Annotated in this window: 17 protein-coding genes; 13 read left to right on the top strand and 4 right to left on the bottom strand. The window is 63.5% G+C overall.

Translation table 11 applies throughout. The annotated features are described in order from the left end of the window. Positions 1 to 65: 65 nt before the first annotated feature. Positions 66 to 935: a LysR family transcriptional regulator gene (locus tag OKW20_RS25995; protein WP_192450706.1), complete on the bottom strand. Its 870-nt coding sequence runs from the start codon at positions 933 to 935 to the stop codon at positions 66 to 68. Between the two features lie 112 nt (positions 936 to 1,047). Here OKW20_RS25995 and OKW20_RS25990 point away from each other — a divergent pair, with 112 nt between their 5' ends. Further along, positions 1,048 to 1,272: a hypothetical protein gene (locus OKW20_RS25990; protein WP_429176792.1), complete on the top strand. Its 225-nt coding sequence runs from the start codon at positions 1,048 to 1,050 to the stop codon at positions 1,270 to 1,272. A gap of 19 nt (positions 1,273 to 1,291) precedes the next feature. Here OKW20_RS25990 and OKW20_RS25985 read toward each other — a convergent pair whose 3' ends face one another. Next, the gene (locus OKW20_RS25985; RefSeq protein WP_234798710.1) at positions 1,292 to 1,489 is read right to left on the bottom strand and encodes a transcriptional regulator; all 198 of its coding nucleotides are present in this window, start codon (positions 1,487 to 1,489) and stop codon (positions 1,292 to 1,294) included. A gap of 362 nt (positions 1,490 to 1,851) precedes the next feature. On the opposite strand from OKW20_RS25985, the gene OKW20_RS25980 reads away from it, so the two are divergent. From OKW20_RS25980 to OKW20_RS25945, 8 genes are all read left to right on the top strand, one after another. Continuing rightward, the gene (locus OKW20_RS25980) at positions 1,852 to 2,424 is read left to right on the top strand and encodes a 5-formyltetrahydrofolate cyclo-ligase (protein ID WP_043625555.1); all 573 of its coding nucleotides are present in this window, start codon (positions 1,852 to 1,854) and stop codon (positions 2,422 to 2,424) included. A gap of 210 nt (positions 2,425 to 2,634) precedes the next feature. Next, a complete protein-coding gene (locus OKW20_RS25975; RefSeq protein WP_034806196.1) occupies positions 2,635 to 3,459 on the top strand; it encodes a TIGR00282 family metallophosphoesterase in 825 nt (274 codons plus the stop codon). Between the two features lie 481 nt (positions 3,460 to 3,940). Further along, on the top strand, positions 3,941 to 5,095 hold the full coding sequence (locus tag OKW20_RS25970; RefSeq protein ID WP_043625548.1) for an efflux RND transporter periplasmic adaptor subunit: 1,155 nt from the start codon (positions 3,941 to 3,943) through the stop codon (positions 5,093 to 5,095). Beyond that, positions 5,092 to 8,268 carry an efflux RND transporter permease subunit gene (locus tag OKW20_RS25965; protein ID WP_429176789.1) on the top strand — a complete coding sequence of 1,059 codons (3,177 nt, stop codon included), beginning with the start codon at positions 5,092 to 5,094 and terminating at the stop codon, positions 8,266 to 8,268. The genes OKW20_RS25970 and OKW20_RS25965 overlap by 4 nt, the downstream gene beginning before the upstream one ends. Before the next feature lie 283 nt (positions 8,269 to 8,551). Next, the gene (locus tag OKW20_RS25960) at positions 8,552 to 9,388 is read left to right on the top strand and encodes an MBL fold metallo-hydrolase (RefSeq protein ID WP_429177121.1); all 837 of its coding nucleotides are present in this window, start codon (positions 8,552 to 8,554) and stop codon (positions 9,386 to 9,388) included. An 18-nt stretch (positions 9,389 to 9,406) separates the two neighbouring features. Beyond that, positions 9,407 to 9,889: a hypothetical protein gene (locus tag OKW20_RS25955; RefSeq protein ID WP_245281752.1), complete on the top strand. Its 483-nt coding sequence runs from the start codon at positions 9,407 to 9,409 to the stop codon at positions 9,887 to 9,889. Between the two features lie 85 nt (positions 9,890 to 9,974). After that, entirely contained in the window at positions 9,975 to 10,721 is a 747-nt protein-coding gene (locus tag OKW20_RS25950; protein WP_429114673.1) for a YebC/PmpR family DNA-binding transcriptional regulator, read from the top strand. A gap of 71 nt (positions 10,722 to 10,792) precedes the next feature. Beyond that, positions 10,793 to 11,422, top strand: a complete 630-nt coding sequence (locus OKW20_RS25945; RefSeq protein ID WP_429176786.1) for an HAD hydrolase-like protein — start codon at positions 10,793 to 10,795, stop codon at positions 11,420 to 11,422. Positions 11,423 to 11,432: 10 nt separating this feature from the next. Here the strand turns inward: OKW20_RS25945 and OKW20_RS25940 are convergent, their stop codons facing one another. Further along, entirely contained in the window at positions 11,433 to 12,434 is a 1,002-nt protein-coding gene (locus OKW20_RS25940; RefSeq protein ID WP_429176783.1) for an LLM class flavin-dependent oxidoreductase, read from the bottom strand. A 170-nt stretch (positions 12,435 to 12,604) separates the two neighbouring features. Here OKW20_RS25940 and ruvC point away from each other — a divergent pair, with 170 nt between their 5' ends. The 4 genes from ruvC to OKW20_RS25920 all read left to right on the top strand — a co-directional run bounded on the left by ruvC (position 12,605) and on the right by OKW20_RS25920 (position 15,897). Beyond that, positions 12,605 to 13,117 (top strand): crossover junction endodeoxyribonuclease RuvC, encoded by a 513-nt coding sequence (gene ruvC, locus OKW20_RS25935; RefSeq protein WP_043625534.1) that lies wholly within the window; start codon positions 12,605 to 12,607, stop codon positions 13,115 to 13,117. A 119-nt stretch (positions 13,118 to 13,236) separates the two neighbouring features. Next, positions 13,237 to 13,854 carry a Holliday junction branch migration protein RuvA gene (ruvA, locus tag OKW20_RS25930; RefSeq protein WP_043625531.1) on the top strand — a complete coding sequence of 206 codons (618 nt, stop codon included), beginning with the start codon at positions 13,237 to 13,239 and terminating at the stop codon, positions 13,852 to 13,854. A gap of 96 nt (positions 13,855 to 13,950) precedes the next feature. After that, the gene (gene ruvB, locus OKW20_RS25925) at positions 13,951 to 14,994 is read left to right on the top strand and encodes a Holliday junction branch migration DNA helicase RuvB (protein WP_192450698.1); all 1,044 of its coding nucleotides are present in this window, start codon (positions 13,951 to 13,953) and stop codon (positions 14,992 to 14,994) included. Next, a complete protein-coding gene (locus OKW20_RS25920; protein ID WP_429176780.1) occupies positions 14,995 to 15,897 on the top strand; it encodes a metallophosphoesterase in 903 nt (300 codons plus the stop codon). It begins immediately after the preceding gene. 124 nt (positions 15,898 to 16,021) lie between these two features. Here OKW20_RS25920 and OKW20_RS25915 read toward each other — a convergent pair whose 3' ends face one another. Beyond that, entirely contained in the window at positions 16,022 to 17,230 is a 1,209-nt protein-coding gene (locus OKW20_RS25915; protein ID WP_043624101.1) for a hypothetical protein, read from the bottom strand. Positions 17,231 to 17,388: the final 158 nt, after the last annotated feature.

The raw sequence follows: 17,388 nt of genomic DNA, 5'->3' as shown, positions 1-17,388 counted from the left end.
AACTCTCTGTGTGGTCGTGCTGGCGGCATGATGCACGCAAAAGTACCGCATCGCCAGAAAATCGCTCAATCCCCGGCAAAGGCCCGGCGGATGGCGTCGGCCATGGCCTCGACGATCCGGTCCTTGCCGTTCCCGGCCTTTGAAATCCGCAGCACGACATTTGAGTGGTCGATCACGGTGTAGCCGTCATCCGCGGTCAGTTCGCGGCAGCCGGACGGGATGCTGCTGCGGGCGAGCGGCGCGATGGCAAGGCCGGACACTACCGCCGCCATCAGGCCACCGCTGGTGCGGCTGACATAGGCGACGCGGTTATCGATGCGGCATTTCCTCAAATTGCGCTGGGCAAGGTCGTCGCACCAGCCGCCTTCGAGATAGGTATATGTCGCGATCGGTACGGGACGGCGTTCGTCGGTCCGGTGCTGCTCCGACGTCACCCAGACGGTCGGATCCATCATCAGCACCTCGTTCCTCGTCTTTCCGCCGGGCTCGAAGACGACGGCAAGGTCGATCTCTCCCGCCTCCAGCGCCGCGACATTGGTCATCGAGGCGCCCTGCTGCACGGTCACTTCGACGCCCGGGTGGATGGCCGCGAAACTGCCGAGCGCCTTCGGCAGGGTCGAGTTGATGTATTCCTCGGGCAGCCCGATCCGGACCGCACCGTCGAGTGCCGGCTGACGCAGCGCGGCGGCGGTGTCGTCGAGCAGGGTGACGATGCGCCTGGCATTGTCGACGAGCCGCAGTCCTTGCGGTGTCAGCACCACACCGCGCGAATGGCGCTCGAACAGGGCGTCGCCGAGCACATCCTCGAGCTTCCGGATCTGCATGCTGACGGCCGACTGGGTGCGCCCGACAATGTCTGCGGCGCGCGTGACACTGCTGGTATCGACGACCGCGAGAAAGGTTCTGAGCAGATCGCTATCAAGGGGAAGGGGCATGGCGTCAACCATCAGAATTTCTGATGACAGTCATGCTTGCAATTCGTTTGTCAGATGTCAATGCGAGGACGAAGATCGTTCTGTCAGATCATCCTACGCCCGAGTCCCTGCCATGAGCGTGCTTGCCGTTCTCGTCTTTTCCGACACATTCGCTGCCGCCCGACGCAGGGCAAGGCAATGGGCCGCCGATTTGCTGCTTGTCGAGGCGCCCGCCGAGGTGCCGGCGGACAGGCCGCTGCTGCTGCGCGACGCCGGGATCCCGGCAGTCGACTTCGACCTTCGGCCGCGAGAGCGGATGTTGGAGCAGGCGGTCTATCGGTCGCACTGGATGCTCTAGGCAGTCCCCGCGCCAATCCTTACGAGATGAGATCGAGCCTTGCGGCACGAAAGACCGCTTCAGCCAGGTTGCCGGCCTGCAGCTTGCGCATGGCGTCTTCCAGCGCCCGGTCGATCCGGTCGAGGGGAATATCGGTTTCGCGCATCATGTCCTGGCGCGTGCGGCCGCGGGCGGCGAGCGTCAGGCAACGCAGTTCCAACGGTTCGAGTTCTTTCATCTGGTCCTTCATGGACGTCGGCTTTTCCACTGCTGCCTGCAGGAGCGCGTCCATACATCGAACGCGGGCATTAGTTCCTGCTAATTATTTGAAATCGCGTCTTTATTTGCATGCGGTTGCCGATGCGCGAAAGCGGAACCGTCGTCCATGATGAACGGAACGCTAATGCTGTGCCGAACCGGGAAGACGCTGGCCCTGCTGTCGCAAACCGCGGCAAAAGCGGCGAAGCGGGTGGCTATGCCTGGGTGACATCGGGTGTATAGGCTGGTGATTGAGCCGGGAATCGGCGAGAAAGTGACGGGTTGTGCCATTTCGGGAAGAAAATTCGTCCGCGACGATGGCATGAGGCAGGAGAGGGCACGATGTCACCGAAAGACTTGAAGGCGGCGCTGCGCAACGAGCGGCTGGCATTGCGCGATGCGATGCCCGCGGAGATACGGATCGAGGCGAGCCTGACCATGGCCGACCATGCGGGCGACGTCATTGCGCTCGATCCCGGTCACATCGTTTCCGGCTTCTGGCCGATCCGCTCCGAGGTCGATATCCGGCCGCTGATGGCGCGGCTGAAAAGCCGCGGGGCCCGGCTCTGCCTGCCCGTGATCATGGACAAGCAGACAATCGTCTTTCGCGAGCTGCTCGATGGTGTCGACATCATCGCCACCGGCTTCGGCACCACCGGGCCTGGCCCGGATGCACCGGTGCTCGACCCGGATATCATGCTCGTGCCGCTTTCGGCCTTCGACGCGACCGGTCACCGGATCGGCTACGGCGCCGGCTACTATGACCGGGCGATCGACCGGTTGCGCAACAAGGGGCACCTGCCGAAGCTGATCGGCATCGCCTTCGACTGCCAGGAAGTGGCCACCGTGCCGGCCGAACCGCATGATGTGGCGCTGGATGCCGTGCTCACCGAGAGCGGGTTCCGGCATTTCTAATCGATGACGTAGCCGAGGAACGGCTGAGCGCCTTGAAATCGTGCAGGCCGCGGCCGACGATCGGTTCGCGAATCCGGCGGAATCGATCTTGGGCGTTTCCTGTGGGGCCAGGATCGTGTAGACGCTCTACCTCTTTGTTTTACGCAGGTCCGGCCGCAACTACCGCTGACGCGCTTCCGCCGGAGCTGCCCTGGTAGGATTTGAGCGAGCATGAGGCTTCTGTTTCTGGGAGATATGGTGGGCAAGACGGGCCGTACGGCGGTCTGGGAGCGGCTTCCGGGACTGATCGGCGACCTCAAGCTCGACTTCGTCATCGTCAACGGCGAAAACGCCGCCGGCGGCTTCGGCATCACCGAAGACATCTTCCTCGAGACGATCAACGCCGGCGCCGACGTGGTGACGACAGGCAACCACGTCTGGGACCAGAAGGAAGCGGTGGTCTTCTGCGAGCGGCACGACCAGTTCCTGCGCCCGGCCAACTATCCGGCCGGCACGCCCGGCCGCGGCTCCAACCTGTTCTTTGCCCGCAACGGCGCGCGCGTGCTGGTCGCCAACGTCATGGGCCGCGTCTTCATGCATCCCGAACTCGATGACCCCTTCAAGTCGGCCGAGGCGATCCTCGATGCCTGCCCGCTCGGCGAGCAGGCGGATGCGATCGTCTTCGACTTTCATGCGGAGGCGACCAGCGAAAAGCAGTGCTTCGGCCACTTCGTCGACGGACGCGCCAGCCTGGTCGTTGGCACGCATACGCACGTGCCGACCGCCGATCACCAGATCCTCAACGGCGGCACCGCCTATATGAGCGATGCCGGCATGTGCGGCGACTACGATTCCTCGCTCGGCATGGACAAGGAGGAGCCGCTCAACCGCTTCATCTCGAAGATGCCGAAGGGGCGTTTCGAGGCGGCGTCGGGGCCGGCCACCATCTGCGGCCTCGGGGTCGAGATTTCCGATCGCACCGGGCTTGCCGAGAAGATCGCGCCGCTGCGGCTTGGGCCGAGACTGGCGGAAACGATTCCGGATTTCTGGTCTTAAGGCCAGGGCAGGCGGCGTCCTGAGGTGCAGTGCAAAGCTGCGCGCGGGCACCTTTGGTTGTCCCGTATCGCCTTATCGGAATTGATTTTTTTCAAGGTGACAACCCCATCAAATGATGGCAGGTTATCGCGAAATCACGCCGGGCCGGGGCGTGATGTATTCGTGGGTTTTTGCAGAATGAATGGTGTCCGCAGTCCTGGATTGCGGGCATGTGCTGTTGTCGCCGCGTTTCGGGCTGATGCCCGCTGCGGGCGGTTTTGACCTGACAGCGTTCGCGGGCCGAAGGGCGCAAGGCCGCTGTATCATTTGATTGCTTGTGTGACTTTGCCTCTCGGATCGCTGCCGATCCGAGGATTTGTGCGGAGCGGGACGGGTAATGCGGCTGTTTTGCGCACAGGCCCCGCTCTGAATATTCAAAGCGATTGCGGTGGTTTGGTCGATTGGCTGCCCCTCGTGATCCAAGTGCATTCGGAGGGCATGCATGTTGTCTCAGTGGCATTTGCCGATGATCGTCGGCGCTTCTCTTTCCCTTCTATCCGCAATCGGTGCCCAGGCGCAGGACGCGCAATTGCCCGTCGTGACCGTCGCCAAGCCGGTCGTGCGGGACGTCATCGATAGCGACGAGTTCATCGGCCGTTTCGAGCCCGTCGACGAGGTGCAGGTTCGCGCCCGCATCGGCGGCTATCTCGACGAGGTCAATTTCACCGATGGTGCCCTGGTGAAGAAGGGCGACAAGCTCTTCGTCATCGACCAGCGCCCCTATCGCACGGCCCTCTCCCAGGCCGAATCGACGCTGGAATCGGCGCGCTCCTCGCTGGAATTCGCCGAAGCCCAGTTCAAGCGGACGCAATCGCTGACGGGCACCGGCACGCTTTCGGTCTCGACGCTCGACGATCACCGCCGCGAACTCCTGTCGGCGCAGGCGCTTGTGCGCGGCGCGGAAGCGGCGGTCGAGCGCGCCAAGCTCGACCTTGACTACACCACCATCACCGCGCCGCTCAGCGGCCGCGTCGATCGGCGCCTGCTGTCGACGGGCAATCTCGTTCAGGCTGACCAGACAGTGCTGACGACGATCGTGTCGCTCGACCCGATCGATTTCTACTTCGACGTCGACGAACGGCGGCTGCTATCCTATGCCCGGGTCGCGCGCGAGCGCGGCAGCGCGCTGCAGGAAGGCGGCGGCTCGCTCGAAGTGCTGGTCACCATCGCCGACTCGCAAGAGGAGCCGTTCAAGGGCAAGCTCGACTTCGCCGAAAACCGCGTCGATCCGCAGAGCGGCACGATGCGCGTGCGCGCCCGTCTCGATAACCCGAGCCTCGTGCTGCAGCCAGGCCTCTTCGGCCGTGTCCAGATCGAAGGCTCGAACACCTACAAGGCCGTTCTCATTCCGGACGAGGCGATCGGCGCCGACCAGAACGAGCGCATCGTCTACGAGGTGACCGGAGATGGAACAGTGGTGACCAAGCCCGTCCGTCTCGGTCCGAAGCTGCATGGCTACCGCGTCATCCGCTCCGGCATGACCGGCGACGAGACCATCGTCGTCAACGGCCTGATGCGGGCACGCCCCGGCACCAAGGTGAAGCCGGAGACGGTCCAGCTTCCTCCTGAAGCGCAAGCGGTGGGGGCGGCTCAATGAGGTTTGCTCACTTCTTCGTCGACCGACCGATCTTTGCGTCGGTGCTGTCGATCGTGCTTCTGATCGTCGGCAGCATTGCCTATTTTCAGCTTCCCGTAGCGCAGTATCCGGAAATCGCGCCGCCGACCATCGTCGTTCGCGCCGCCTATCCGGGCGCCGACGCCGATACCGTTGCCAACACCGTCGCGACGCCGCTCGAACAGGAAATCAACGGCGTCGAGAACATGCTCTACATGTCCTCCTATTCGACCGCCGACGGTTCGATGGCGCTGACGATCACCTTCAAGCTCGGCACCGACCTCGACCAGGCGCAGGTGCTGGTGCAGAACCGCGTATCGATCGCGGAGCCCCGGCTGCCGGAAGAAGTCCGGCGGATCGGCATCACCACGGCCAAGAGTTCGCCCGACCTGATGATGGTCGTGCATCTCCTGTCGCCGACCGAACGCTATGACCAGCTCTACGTCTCGAACTACGCGCGCACCCGCATTCGCGACCTGCTCGTCCGGCTCGACGGCGTCGGCGACGTCATCCTGTTCGGCGAGCGCGAATATGCGCTGCGTGTCTGGCTCGATCCGGAGAAGCTGTCGGCCTACGGCATGACGGCCGGTGACGTGGTGCAGGCTTTGCGCGAGCAGAACGTGCAGGTCTCCGGCGGCTCGATCGGCGGCCCGCCGGCGCCGGGCGACAGCGCGTTCCAGTACACGGTCACGACGGACGGCCGCTTCAGCGACGCGCGGCAGTTCCGCTACGTCATCGTCAAGGCGACGGAAAGCGGCCGTCTCGTGCAGCTGCAGGACGTCGCCCGCGTCGAGCTCGGCGCCCGCGAATACGTCAACAACAGCTATCTCGACGGTAGCCCGGCGGTGGCGCTCGGCATCTTCTCGCGGCCGGGCACCAATGCGCTCGACGCCGCCGAGCAGATCCAGAAGGTGATGACCGACGTTTCCAAGGACTTCCCCGACGGGCTCGAATACCGCATCGTCTACAACCCGACAGAGTTCATCTCGGAATCGATCAACGAGGTCTACAAGACGATCGCCGAGGCAGCCATTCTCGTTGCCATCGTCGTTCTCGTCTTCCTGCAATCGTGGCGCACGGCGATCATCCCGATCGTCGCGATCCCCGTGTCACTCGTCGGCACTTTCGCCTTCCTCTATGCCTTCGGCTTCTCGCTGAACATGCTGACGCTGTTCGGCCTGGTGCTGGCGATCGGTATCGTCGTCGACGATGCGATCGTGGTGGTCGAGAACGTCGAACGAAATCTCGCGCGCGGCATGACCCCGCGCGAGGCCTCGCATGTGACCATGGACGAGGTGGGGGCGGCCGTCATCGCGATCTCGCTGGTGTTGACCGCGGTCTTCGTGCCGACGGCCTTCATCCCCGGCATCGCCGGCCAGTTCTATCTGCAGTTCGCCGTGACGATCTCGGTCGCAACGGTGATTTCCGCCTTCAACTCGTTGACCCTGTCACCGGCGCTGGCGGCGATCCTGTTGAAGCCGCATGAGAACGGCCATCATGAAAGCCGCAATCCGCTGACACGCTTCGGCAAGGCTTTGGCGAACGGCTTCAACAACGGTTTCGACCGGATGGCGTCGGGCTATGCATGGGTCGTACGCAAGCTCGTGTCGACGAAGGTGGCGCTTGCCGCGGCCCTTCTCGTTTTCATCGGCCTGCTCGGGGCCACCTGGTACATGGCGCAGATCGTTCCGCGCGGCTTCGTGCCGACGATGGATCAGGGCTATGCGATCGTCGTCATCCAGTTGCCCGACGGCGCCTCGCTCGACCGGACGGACGCCGTTGTCAAGCGTGCCTCGAAGATCATCCAGGACGTGCCGGGCGTGAAGAGCGCCGTTGCCTTTGCCGGCTTCAACGGCGCGACCTTTACCAACGCGTCCAATTCGGGCGTGGTCTTTGCCTCCTTCGAAAGTTTCGAAGAGCGGCTGAAGCACGGGCAGGGCGCCAACCAGATCATCGGTCAGCTCTATGGCAGCCTGCAGAGCATTCAGGAGGCCTTCATCATCGCCGTGCCGCCGCCATCGGTGCGCGGCATTGGCAACTCCGGCGGCTTCAAGATGCAGATCATGGACCGGCAGAGCTCCGACATGCGTCGCGCGCTCGGGCTTGCCTACCAGATGATGGGTGCTGCCAACCAGACGGAAGGGTTGACCGGGGTCTTCACCACCTTCTCGGCCTCCAGTCCGCAATACTTCCTGGCGATCGACCGCGACAAGGCACGCACGCTCAACGTGCCGATCCCCAACATCTTCGAAGCGCTGTCGATCAACCTCGGTACGTCCTACGTCAACGACTTCAACGCCTTCGGCCGCGTCTACCAGGTGCGGGCGCAGGCCGACCAGCAGTACCGAGTCGAGCGTGACAACATCCTGGCGCTGAAGGTGCGCTCGGCCACCGGTGCGCTGGTGCCGATGGGAACACTCGTCGAGATCCAGGACACGGCCGGTCCGACGCTGGTGCAGCGCTACAACATGTACGTCTCGGTGCCGATCCAGGGTAACCCCGCGGTCGGTGTCTCGACGGGTACGGCTCTCGACAAGATGGAGGCGCTCGCCGCCCAGATCCTGCCGCAGGGCACGACCTTCGAGTGGACGGAACTCGCCTACCAGGAACGCCAGACTGGCAACACCGCGGTGTTCATCTTCGCACTGTCGGTCGTCTTCGTGTTCCTGGCGCTTTCGGCCCAGTACGAAAGCTGGGTCCTGCCGCTGGCGATCATTCTAATCGTGCCGCTCGGCGTGCTCTCGGCGCTGGTCGGCGTGTTCATCCGCGGGCTCGACAACAACGTGCTGACCCAGATCGGGCTCATCGTGCTGATCGGCCTTGCGGCCAAGAACGCGATCCTGATCGTCGAGTTCGCGCGGCAGGGTGAGGACGAGGGCAAGACGCCGATCGAGGCGGCGGTGGAAGCGAGCCAGCTGCGCCTGCGCCCGATCCTGATGACCGCCTTCGCCTTCATCCTCGGCGTTGTGCCGCTGATGATCGCGACCGGCCCGGGCGCCGAAATGCGCCAGTCGCTGGGTACCGCGGTTTTCTCGGGCATGCTCGGGGTAACGTTCCTCGGCCTGTTCCTGACGCCGGTGTTCTACGTCGCGCTCCGGTCGTTCCGGCGACGCAAGGTGGCGGTGAGCGAGCCGGCGCCGCACCCGGCCGAGTAACGCAGGCCTCTCGACAATCGGACAAATGCCCCGGTAGCAATGCCGGGGCATTTGGCTTGGAAGAGGTTATAGTTTCTTGATCGTCCGCGGGACCGGTGACGTAAACGTGAGCACCGCCTGCCGTTTGTAACTGGACGTGGCCGGGCCCTTGAACAATTCTCTCCCGGCCCCGTGACGCCACCGTTCGGTCGAGCGAAGGCAAAGGCTTCCATTCGCTGTTCAATACCTGCCTGCCGCGTGCCCCCAGGGCCCGAGGTCGGGCGGCAAGTGAGAGAGGTGAAGGCTGATGCTCCGGTACTTTGTCTACACATTCGCCGCCATATGGATCATCCACGCGTTCTGGCCATCGGTCGCCCATGCGCAGCAACAGCCGCGCCCCGTCAGCCAATGCCAGGCGATCGCCGAGGCGATCCCCCAGGCCACATTCGCCAGTTTCACGCCTGCTGCCACCACCAAGGGGCAGACGACGGCCGGCGAAGTGACGATCAGCTATCTCGGCCATTCCACCTTCCTGATCGAGACGCCCGGCGGCGTCTCGATCGCAACCGACTACAGCGGCTGGTATGCGCCGTCGGCGCCACCGACGGTCGCGACCATGAACAAGGCGCATTCGAGCCACTACACGCTGACGCCGGATCCCGCGATCAAGACCGTGCTGCACGGCTGGAGCGATAGCGGCCAACCGGCGCGCCACGATCTCGTGGTCGGCGACGCCTACATCCGCAACGTGACGACGGACATTCGTGCCGGTGGCGGCGCCATGGAGCACGACGGAAACTCGATCTTCATCTTCGAGGTGGCGGATCTCTGCATCGGGCATCTGGGCCATCTGCACCATGAGCTCGACGACAGCCACTATGGCCAGATCGGCCGGCTTGATGTGCTGATGGTGCCTGTCGATGGCGGCCTGACCATGGGGGCGGAAAGCATGAGCCGGGTCGTCAGCCGGCTGCGCTCGTCGCTGATTCTGCCGATGCATCGCCGCGGCCCGCCGATCGAGGCTTTCCTCGACATGTTCGGCGACGACTACGACAAGCGGTATGCCGACAGCGCCAGTATCAAAGTATCCCTGCGTTCCTTGCCAAGCAAACCGCTGATTTATATTCTCAAGGGCGTTTGAACATCCTGGGATCGCCCGATGAAGTTGCTCGTGGTTGGCGTATCGCTCTTTCTCTCCTTTTCAACTCTTGCCGAGGCCGGTGGCGTGCCGCCGCCGCGCATGCCGTCCCCAGAGGGACAACAGCCGCAAAGCCAACCGGAGATCGCGGTCCAACCAGTTTCTGAGCAGGAGATTTTCGCGATGCCCTCGGGCAATATCGGCTGCATCTATACGCCGGCTGGCGGCACGTCAGTCTATCAGCCCGCCGACGGCGGTCCGGAACTCGCCTGCGATATCGTCGCGCCGCGTTATGTCAGGGCGACACTTGGCCGGGTGGGAGCCGCCACGCTCAATCACGCCGTCGGCGATCCGAGCTGCTGCTCGGTCGGAACCGTTCTCGACTATGGGCAAAGCTGGTCGCGCGGACCGTTCTCCTGCGTGTCGGAACGCACCGGTCTTTCCTGTCGTCGTGACGACGGGCACAGCTTCCTCCTCAGCCGCGCGCAGGTCTCGGCCAACTGAAAAACCGCCCCCCGGCTGGACGGAAAGCGGCAATAAAACTATAAGGCGCCCCATTCCATTCAAATTAATGCATGCAGAGGGTGCCATGGCTGGCCATTCACAGTTCAAGAACATCATGCACCGCAAGGGCCGTCAGGATGCGGTGCGCTCGAAAATGTTTTCCAAGCTCGCGCGCGAAATCACGGTTGCCGCCAAGACCGGCATGCCCGATCCCGCAATGAACGCGCGCCTGCGCCTGGCGATCCAGAACGCCAAGGCGCAGTCGATGCCGAAGGACAACATCGAGCGCGCCGTCAAGAAAGCGTCCGGCGGCGACTCGGAGAACTACGAAGAAGTGCGCTACGAGGGTTATGGCCCGGGCGGCGTCGCGGTCATCGTCGAAGCCTTGACGGACAACCGCAACCGCACCGCCTCCAACGTGCGCTCGACCTTCACCAAGGCCGGCGGCGCGCTCGGCGAAACCGGCTCGGTTTCCTTCTCCTTCGACCGCGTCGGCGAGATCACCTACAAGCTCTCCGTCGGTGACGCCGACAAGGTGATGGACGCGGCAATCGAGGCTGGTGCCGACGACGTCACCACCGACGAGGACGGTCACACGATCATCTGCGGTTTCGAAGCGATCGGCGAAGTCTCCAAGGCGCTCGAAGACACGCTCGGCGAAGCCGAAACGGTCAAGGCGATCTGGAAGGCCCAGAACACCGTTCCGGTCGACGAAGAAAAGGCACAGTCGCTGATGAAGCTCATCGACATCCTTGAAGACGACGACGACGTCCAGAACGTCTACTCGAACTTCGAAGTGTCGGACGAGATCCTGGCGAAGCTGTCTGCCTGATTGGGGCGACCGTCGCTTGAAGATTTCCTACCCGCGTCCGAAAGGGCGCGGGTTTTTCTTTGGATGGCCCGATGACCTATCAGTTCGCGATCTTCGATTTCGACGGCACGCTTGCCGATACGGCGGCAAGCTTCATGACGGCGTGCAATGCGGCTGCGCGGCGCTACGGTTTCCGCGAACTCTCGGTCGAGGAGTTCCAGTCGTTGCGGGCGATGGGCAGCCGCGAGATCATCGCGCAGCTCGGCGTTCCCGTTTGGAAATTGCCGCAGATCGCCACCTTCATGCGCCGGGCCATGGCAACGGAAGCCGCAAGCGTCCGGCTGTTTCCGGGCGCCGCTCAGCTTCTCTGGAAACTGAAGGCGGCGGGCATCGGCATTGCGATCGTGAGTTCGAATGCGGAAGAGGGTATTCGTGCCGCGCTCGGCGAAGCGGCTGCGACTGTCGATCTCTTCGAATGCGGGGCCGCGCTCTTCGGCAAGGCACAGCACTTCAAGCGCGCGATCAGGCACTCCGGCCTCGATGCGGCTCGCATCCTGGCGATCGGCGACGAGGCGCGCGATATCGAGGCGGCGCGAAAGGCCGGTGTGGCGGCAGGGGCCGTCGCCTGGGGCTATGCCGACCCGGTCTTCCTGCAAGGGCTCGGGCCGGATCGGTTCTTTGCCAATCTGGAAGAGATCGCGCCCGCCTTCGGGACGATCTGATCGGCCGGCCTCAGGCCGCCTTGGCGAGATCGCGCTGGGCGTCGGCGAAGAGGCGAAGCGAATTCAGCCGCGCGTCCATGTCGAAGATCGGCATCGAGATGATCAGCTCGTCGGCTTTCGTCTGTTCCAGGAACGCCCCGATCTTGCGCCGGATCGTCTCGGGCCCGCCGACGACCGCATACATCATCGAATGGTCGACGAAGATCTTCTCGTCATAGCTCCACAGCCCATCCATCGACTGGACCGGCGGCGGGAACTGTCCGCGGGCATTGCGCCGCAGCGCCACGAAGGATTGCTGCATGGAGGTGAAGAGGTAGTTCGCCTCCTCGTCCGTTTCGGCGGCGACCCCCATGACGCCGACCATCACCTGCGGCTTGGCAAGGGTCTCGGAGGGGGTGAAGCGCTCGCGGTAGATCTCCAGCGCCGAGAGCAGCATGTCGGGTGCGAAATGCGAGGCAAACGCGAAGGGCAGGCCGAGCATGCCGGCGAGATGGGCGCTGAAATGGCTGGAGCCGAGCAGCCAGATCGGCACGTTGGTGTCGGCTCCCGGCACGGCGATGATCTTCTGGTCTTCGGCGACCGGGCCGAGCAGCGCCTGCAGTTCGACGACGTCGTTCGGGAAGTTGTTGCCGCTCGCTTCCATGTTGCGGCGAAGCGCCTGGGCGGTGCGCATGTCGGTGCCCGGCGCGCGGCCGAGGCCGAGGTCGATGCGGCCGGGGTAGAGGGCCGCAAGCGTGCCGAACTGCTCGGCGATGACAAGCGGCGAGTGGTTCGGCAGCATGATTCCGCCGGAGCCGACGCGGATCGTCTTGGTGGCGGCGGCCACATGCGAGATCACGAGCGAGGTTGCGGCACTGGCGATACCCTTCATGCCGTGATGCTCGGCCAGCCAAAACCGGGTGTAGCCGCTCTCTTCGGCTGCCTGGGCCAGTCGGCGCGAATTCTCCAGCGATTGGGCGACGCTGCCGCCTTCAGTGATCGGGGAAAGATCGAGGACGGAGAAAGTCGCCATGGCAAAGGCCTTCATTGAGAGAAATTGATGCAAGGCTATGTAAGCTCAATTTTCCTCAATCCAAGGGCGCTGCCGAAGAAAACCTGAGTCCGCGTCTCAACTGTGCGTATGTTTTTGTTTTGTTCACTTTTTGCTGGCAGCGTCCGGGCTGACATCATAGGGTGAAATCCATGCAGACCACGATTCGTATCATCGGTATCGATCCGGGGCTCCGCCGTACCGGCTGGGGCATCATCGAGACGCTCGGCAATTCGCTGCGTTTCGTCGCCTCGGGCACGGTGACCTCGGATGGTGACATGGATCTCGCCTCCAGACTTTGCCAGTTGCATGACGGGCTTGCCGAGGTGGTGCACGGCTATCAGCCGCATGAGGCCGCGGTGGAGCAGACCTTCGTCAACAAGGACGCGACGGCGACGCTGAAGCTCGGCCAGGCGCGCGGCATCGCCATGCTGGTGCCGGCACGCGCGGGCCTGAGGGTTGCCGAATACGCGCCGAACGCCGTCAAGAAGGCGGTGATCGGCGTCGGCCACGGTGAGAAGCAGCAGATCCACATGATGCTGAAGGTTCTGATGCCGAAGGCCGAGTTCAAGGGCAACGACGCGGCGGACGCATTGGCGATCGCCATCTGCCATGCCCACAACCGGCAATCGGTGACGAGCCGCCTTGCCGCATTGATGGCGTAGTTGCGCCCGTCATAAAGTGTTACAGCGTCCTTAGCGCGTCTCGTCAGACGCGCGGCGCTGTAGAGACGATAATTTCCGATGGTCCGGTGACCATCACAGCCCACCGCGAGAGACGCCACATGATCGGCAAATTGAAGGGTACCATCGACGAGATCGCCGAGGATCACGTCGTGCTCGATGTGCATGGCGTCGGCTACGTTGCCTTTTGCTCGGCGCGCACCTTGTCCAGGCTCGGGTCTGCCGGAGAGGCGGCTATCCTCTTCATCGAGACCTATGTGCGCGAGGACCAGTTGAAGCTGTTCGGCTTTCTGACGGCGTTGGAGCGGGAGTGGTTCCGTCTGCTGCAGAGCGTACAGGGCGTCGGCTCGAAGGTGGCCCTTGCCGTGCTTTCCACCCTGACGCCGGGCGAACTGGCCAATGCGATCGCGCTGCAGGACAAGACCTCCGTCTCGCGTGCCCCCGGTGTCGGGCCCAAGGTGGCGGTGCGCATCGTCACGGAACTGAAGAACAAGGCGCCGTCCTTTGCCGGCGAGATGTCGGCGTCGATCGGCCTCAAGCAGGAGCTTGGCGAAGGCGTCGCCTCCGCGCCGGTTTCCGATGCGGTTTCGGCGCTCACCAACCTCGGCTACTCGCGTGACCAGGCAGCCAATGCCGTCGCAGCGGCCCTGAAGAACGGCGGCGAAGGCGGCGACAGCGCCAAGCTCATTCGCCTTGGCCTGAAAGAACTGGCGCGATGAACGCTTGCCTTGGCCGGGTGCAGAAGGCAGAACGCATCGTGCCCGGCATGATGACGGGTTGCAGCGCTGAGCTGCCCGACCGAATGGAACGAACGCATGACTGACGCCGCACGCCTGATAACGCCGGAAAAGCGCGGTGAAGACATCGATGCGACCATGCGCCCGCAGACGCTGGATGACTTCACCGGCCAGGCGGAAGCGCGCGCCAACCTGAAGATCTTCATCGAGGCCGCAAAGAACCGCGGCGAGGCGCTCGACCATGTGCTCTTCGTCGGCCCGCCCGGTCTCGGCAAGACGACGCTGGCGCAGATCATGGCCAAGGAACTCGGCGTCAATTTCCGCTCGACCTCCGGTCCTGTGATCGCCAAGGCCGGCGATCTCGCAGCCCTGCTCACCAATCTCGAAGAGCGCGACGTGCTCTTCATCGACGAAATCCACCGGCTCAATCCGGCGGTCGAAGAAATCCTCTACCCGGCGATGGAAGACTTCCAGCTCGATCTCATCATCGGCGAAGGCCCGGCGGCACGCTCGGTCAAGATCGATCTGTCGAAGTTCACGCTGGTGGCGGCGACCACCCGGCTTGGCCTTCTGACGACGCCGCTTCGCGACCGTTTCGGCATTCCGGTGCGGCTCAATTTCTACACGGTCGAGGAACTGGAATCGATCGTCCGGCGCGGCGCCCGGCTAATGGGCCTTGGCATGACCGACGACGGCGCCCGCGAGATCGCCCGTCGCGCCCGCGGCACGCCGCGCATCGCCGGCCGGCTGTTGCGCCGGGTGCGCGACTTCGCCGAAGTGGCGCGTGCGGAAGCCGTGACCAAGGAACTCGCCGACGAGGCGCTGACGCGGCTGCTCGTCGACAATATGGGCCTCGACCAGCTCGACCGGCGCTATCTCTTCATGATCGCGCAGAACTTCGGCGGCGGTCCCGTCGGAATCGAAACCATCGCCGCCGGCCTTTCGGAGCCGCGCGATGCCATCGAAGACATCATCGAGCCCTATTTGATCCAGCAGGGCTTCATCCAACGCACACCGCGCGGCCGTATTTTGACCGCCAATGCCTGGAAACATATCGGCCTTAATCCCCCCAAGGAAATGGAGGCGACCCAGTTTCGCCTGACATTAGAGGACGACGACTAGATGATCAGCCGACGGGGATTGTTGAAACTGGTCGGCGGCGGTATCGCCAGCATGGCTGCACTCGGCGGTTACGCCTTTGCCGTCGAACCATTGGCCCGGCTGAACGTCACGCGATACAAATTGACGCCGCCCAACTGGACGCCGGGGCTGAAGCTGCGCGTCGTCGTGCTTACCGACATCCACGCCTGCGAGCCCTGGATGCCGGCGAGCCGCATCGCTTCGATTTGCCGGCAGGCCAACTCGCTTGGCGGCGATATCACGCTGCTGCTCGGCGACTATGTGGCCGGCATGAACTTCGTCACCAGCTATGTGCATTCCAGCGAATGGTCGAAGGCGCTCGCAGTCCTCGAGGCACCGCTCGGCGTGCACGCCGTCATGGGCAATCACGACTGGTGGGAAGACAGGACGGCGCAGAAGAACGGTGGCGGACCGACCTTTGGGCACAAGGCGCTGCAGGACGTCGGCATCAACGTCTACAGCAACCGGGCTGCCCGCTTCGAGAAGGACGGGCAGGGTTTCTGGGTCGCCGGCCTCGAAGATCAACTGGCGCTGTTGCCCGGTAAAAAATGGAAGCGCAGGCACATGGGTGGTCTCGACGACCTCGACGGCACGCTCGCCCAGGTGAGCGATGCCGATCCGGTCATCCTCATGGCGCATGAGCCGGATGTCTTCCCGCGCGTTCCATCGCGCGTCGCGCTGACGCTGTCGGGCCATACCCATGGCGGCCAGGTGCGGTTTCTCGGCTATGCGCCGGTCGTGCCCTCGCGTTTCGGCGAGCGCTACGCCTATGGCCATGTGACCGAGAACGATTGCAATCTGATCGTTTCCGGCGGTCTCGGCTGCTCGCTTGCGCCGGTTCGCTTCGGCATGCCGCCGGAGATCGTGGTGATCGATCTCGGTTGAGCGGTAAGTTCCGGGCTTGCTGGTCTCGCTCTGAAAGAGCCTGGCGTCAAGACGACGCCAGGTCCGTTTGCTCCCGCCCGCTCGCTCTGTTGAGCCGAGCAGGGCGCCCGTTCGTCACGGCGTATCAGGCGGCCCGGATGGCGCCGCTTCGCAGTGCGCCCCGCAGGCCGGACGCGACCTCATAGGTGTCGGTGACCAACAGCAGGCCGTCGGCGCACTGGTACCATTCCCCTTCGCTCATGCTCTTCACCGACGGGCTGAGCGTTGCCAGTTCAACCGAGCCGGGCGGTGTGCTGATGATCCGTTCGGCGACCCAGCTATCGAGCCAGGCCTGGTTTGCCGGTGAAACCGCCTCGAGCGCGATTTGCGGATGCTTGTCGAAGTAGGTCTGGACGGCCAAGTTGGTCGGCGCGATGACGATCTGGTCGAGATTGCTGTCGCCGAGGGCATCGATCACGCGAGAGTTTTCCAGCGCCGCCAGGAAGGTGTCGGTCTTGCCGTCCCGGCCGGTCGAAGAGGCCAGAGAGCGCAAGGTCTCCAGAATCGTCGGCAGCGGCGGAACGACCTCGATGTCGCTGGTGCCGGTCCTCGTAAGGGACTGGTAGACGAGATCGATCTCGGGCGTGAACGACCGCTTGCGAATGCCGCGCGTCCAGTTGAATTCGAAGTCCACCTCGAAGCGCCCTTTGAAGTTGGGCGTTGCGCCTTGCGGGACCTCGATGATCGCGGCTGCATTCCAGATGTAGCCGGCATAGGAGGGACGGCCGGGATTTGCCGGTACTCCTGGCGACACCCAGCCGACATGGGGCAGCCGCGCCTGCCACTCGATCGATTGCGTTGCGGGCCGCGCCGCAAACGAAACCTCGGAGGCGGTGAAGCTGACACCCACATTGGCGCTGAGCGAGGCGCCGCCCTTCGGGCCCTCCTTGCTGTATTCGGCGCTGAGTTCGCCGCCGATCGAGAAACTGATCGTCGCCTGCTCGACGGTGCTGTTGGGCCCGAAGGTTACCAGCCGCGCCTGCGACGAGTTCGTTTCGAGGCGCAGCTTCATCTGATTGGCGTAAAAGCCGACCGACACCCAGTTGGACGATGGGTTGGACGGCGAGCCCTGGATGCCGTGATAGACATCCCCGACGACGAGATAGTAGTCACGCGTCAGGTTTTGGTTGCCGCGCATCAGTTTGTAGACCGAAAGCAAGGCGTTTGCGGTCAAGGTTTGCGATGAGGTCTTGACCGTACCCCAGCCAAAATCATTGCCGCCATTTGTTTTCCATTCACCGTTCAAAGTGCCGACAAGCTTCCAGACTTCAGGATTCAACGTCTCGATAGGCATGATTGATTTCCTTCGAAGCGCCGTCGATCGACGGGAGGGTTGAGCTTTTGCGCGGAGCGGAACCGCTCCGCACAGCCAACATAGCGCGGATTTTCGAGATCAACCTGTGGTGTTAAATTGTAAATTAACACTCCTTAAAGGAGTCCTTGATCGACACA

Source organism: Ensifer sp. LBL (genome assembly GCF_050435225.1).
GTDB lineage: Bacteria > Pseudomonadota > Alphaproteobacteria > Rhizobiales > Rhizobiaceae > Ensifer.
This window is presented reverse-complemented; position numbering and strand designations above follow the sequence as displayed.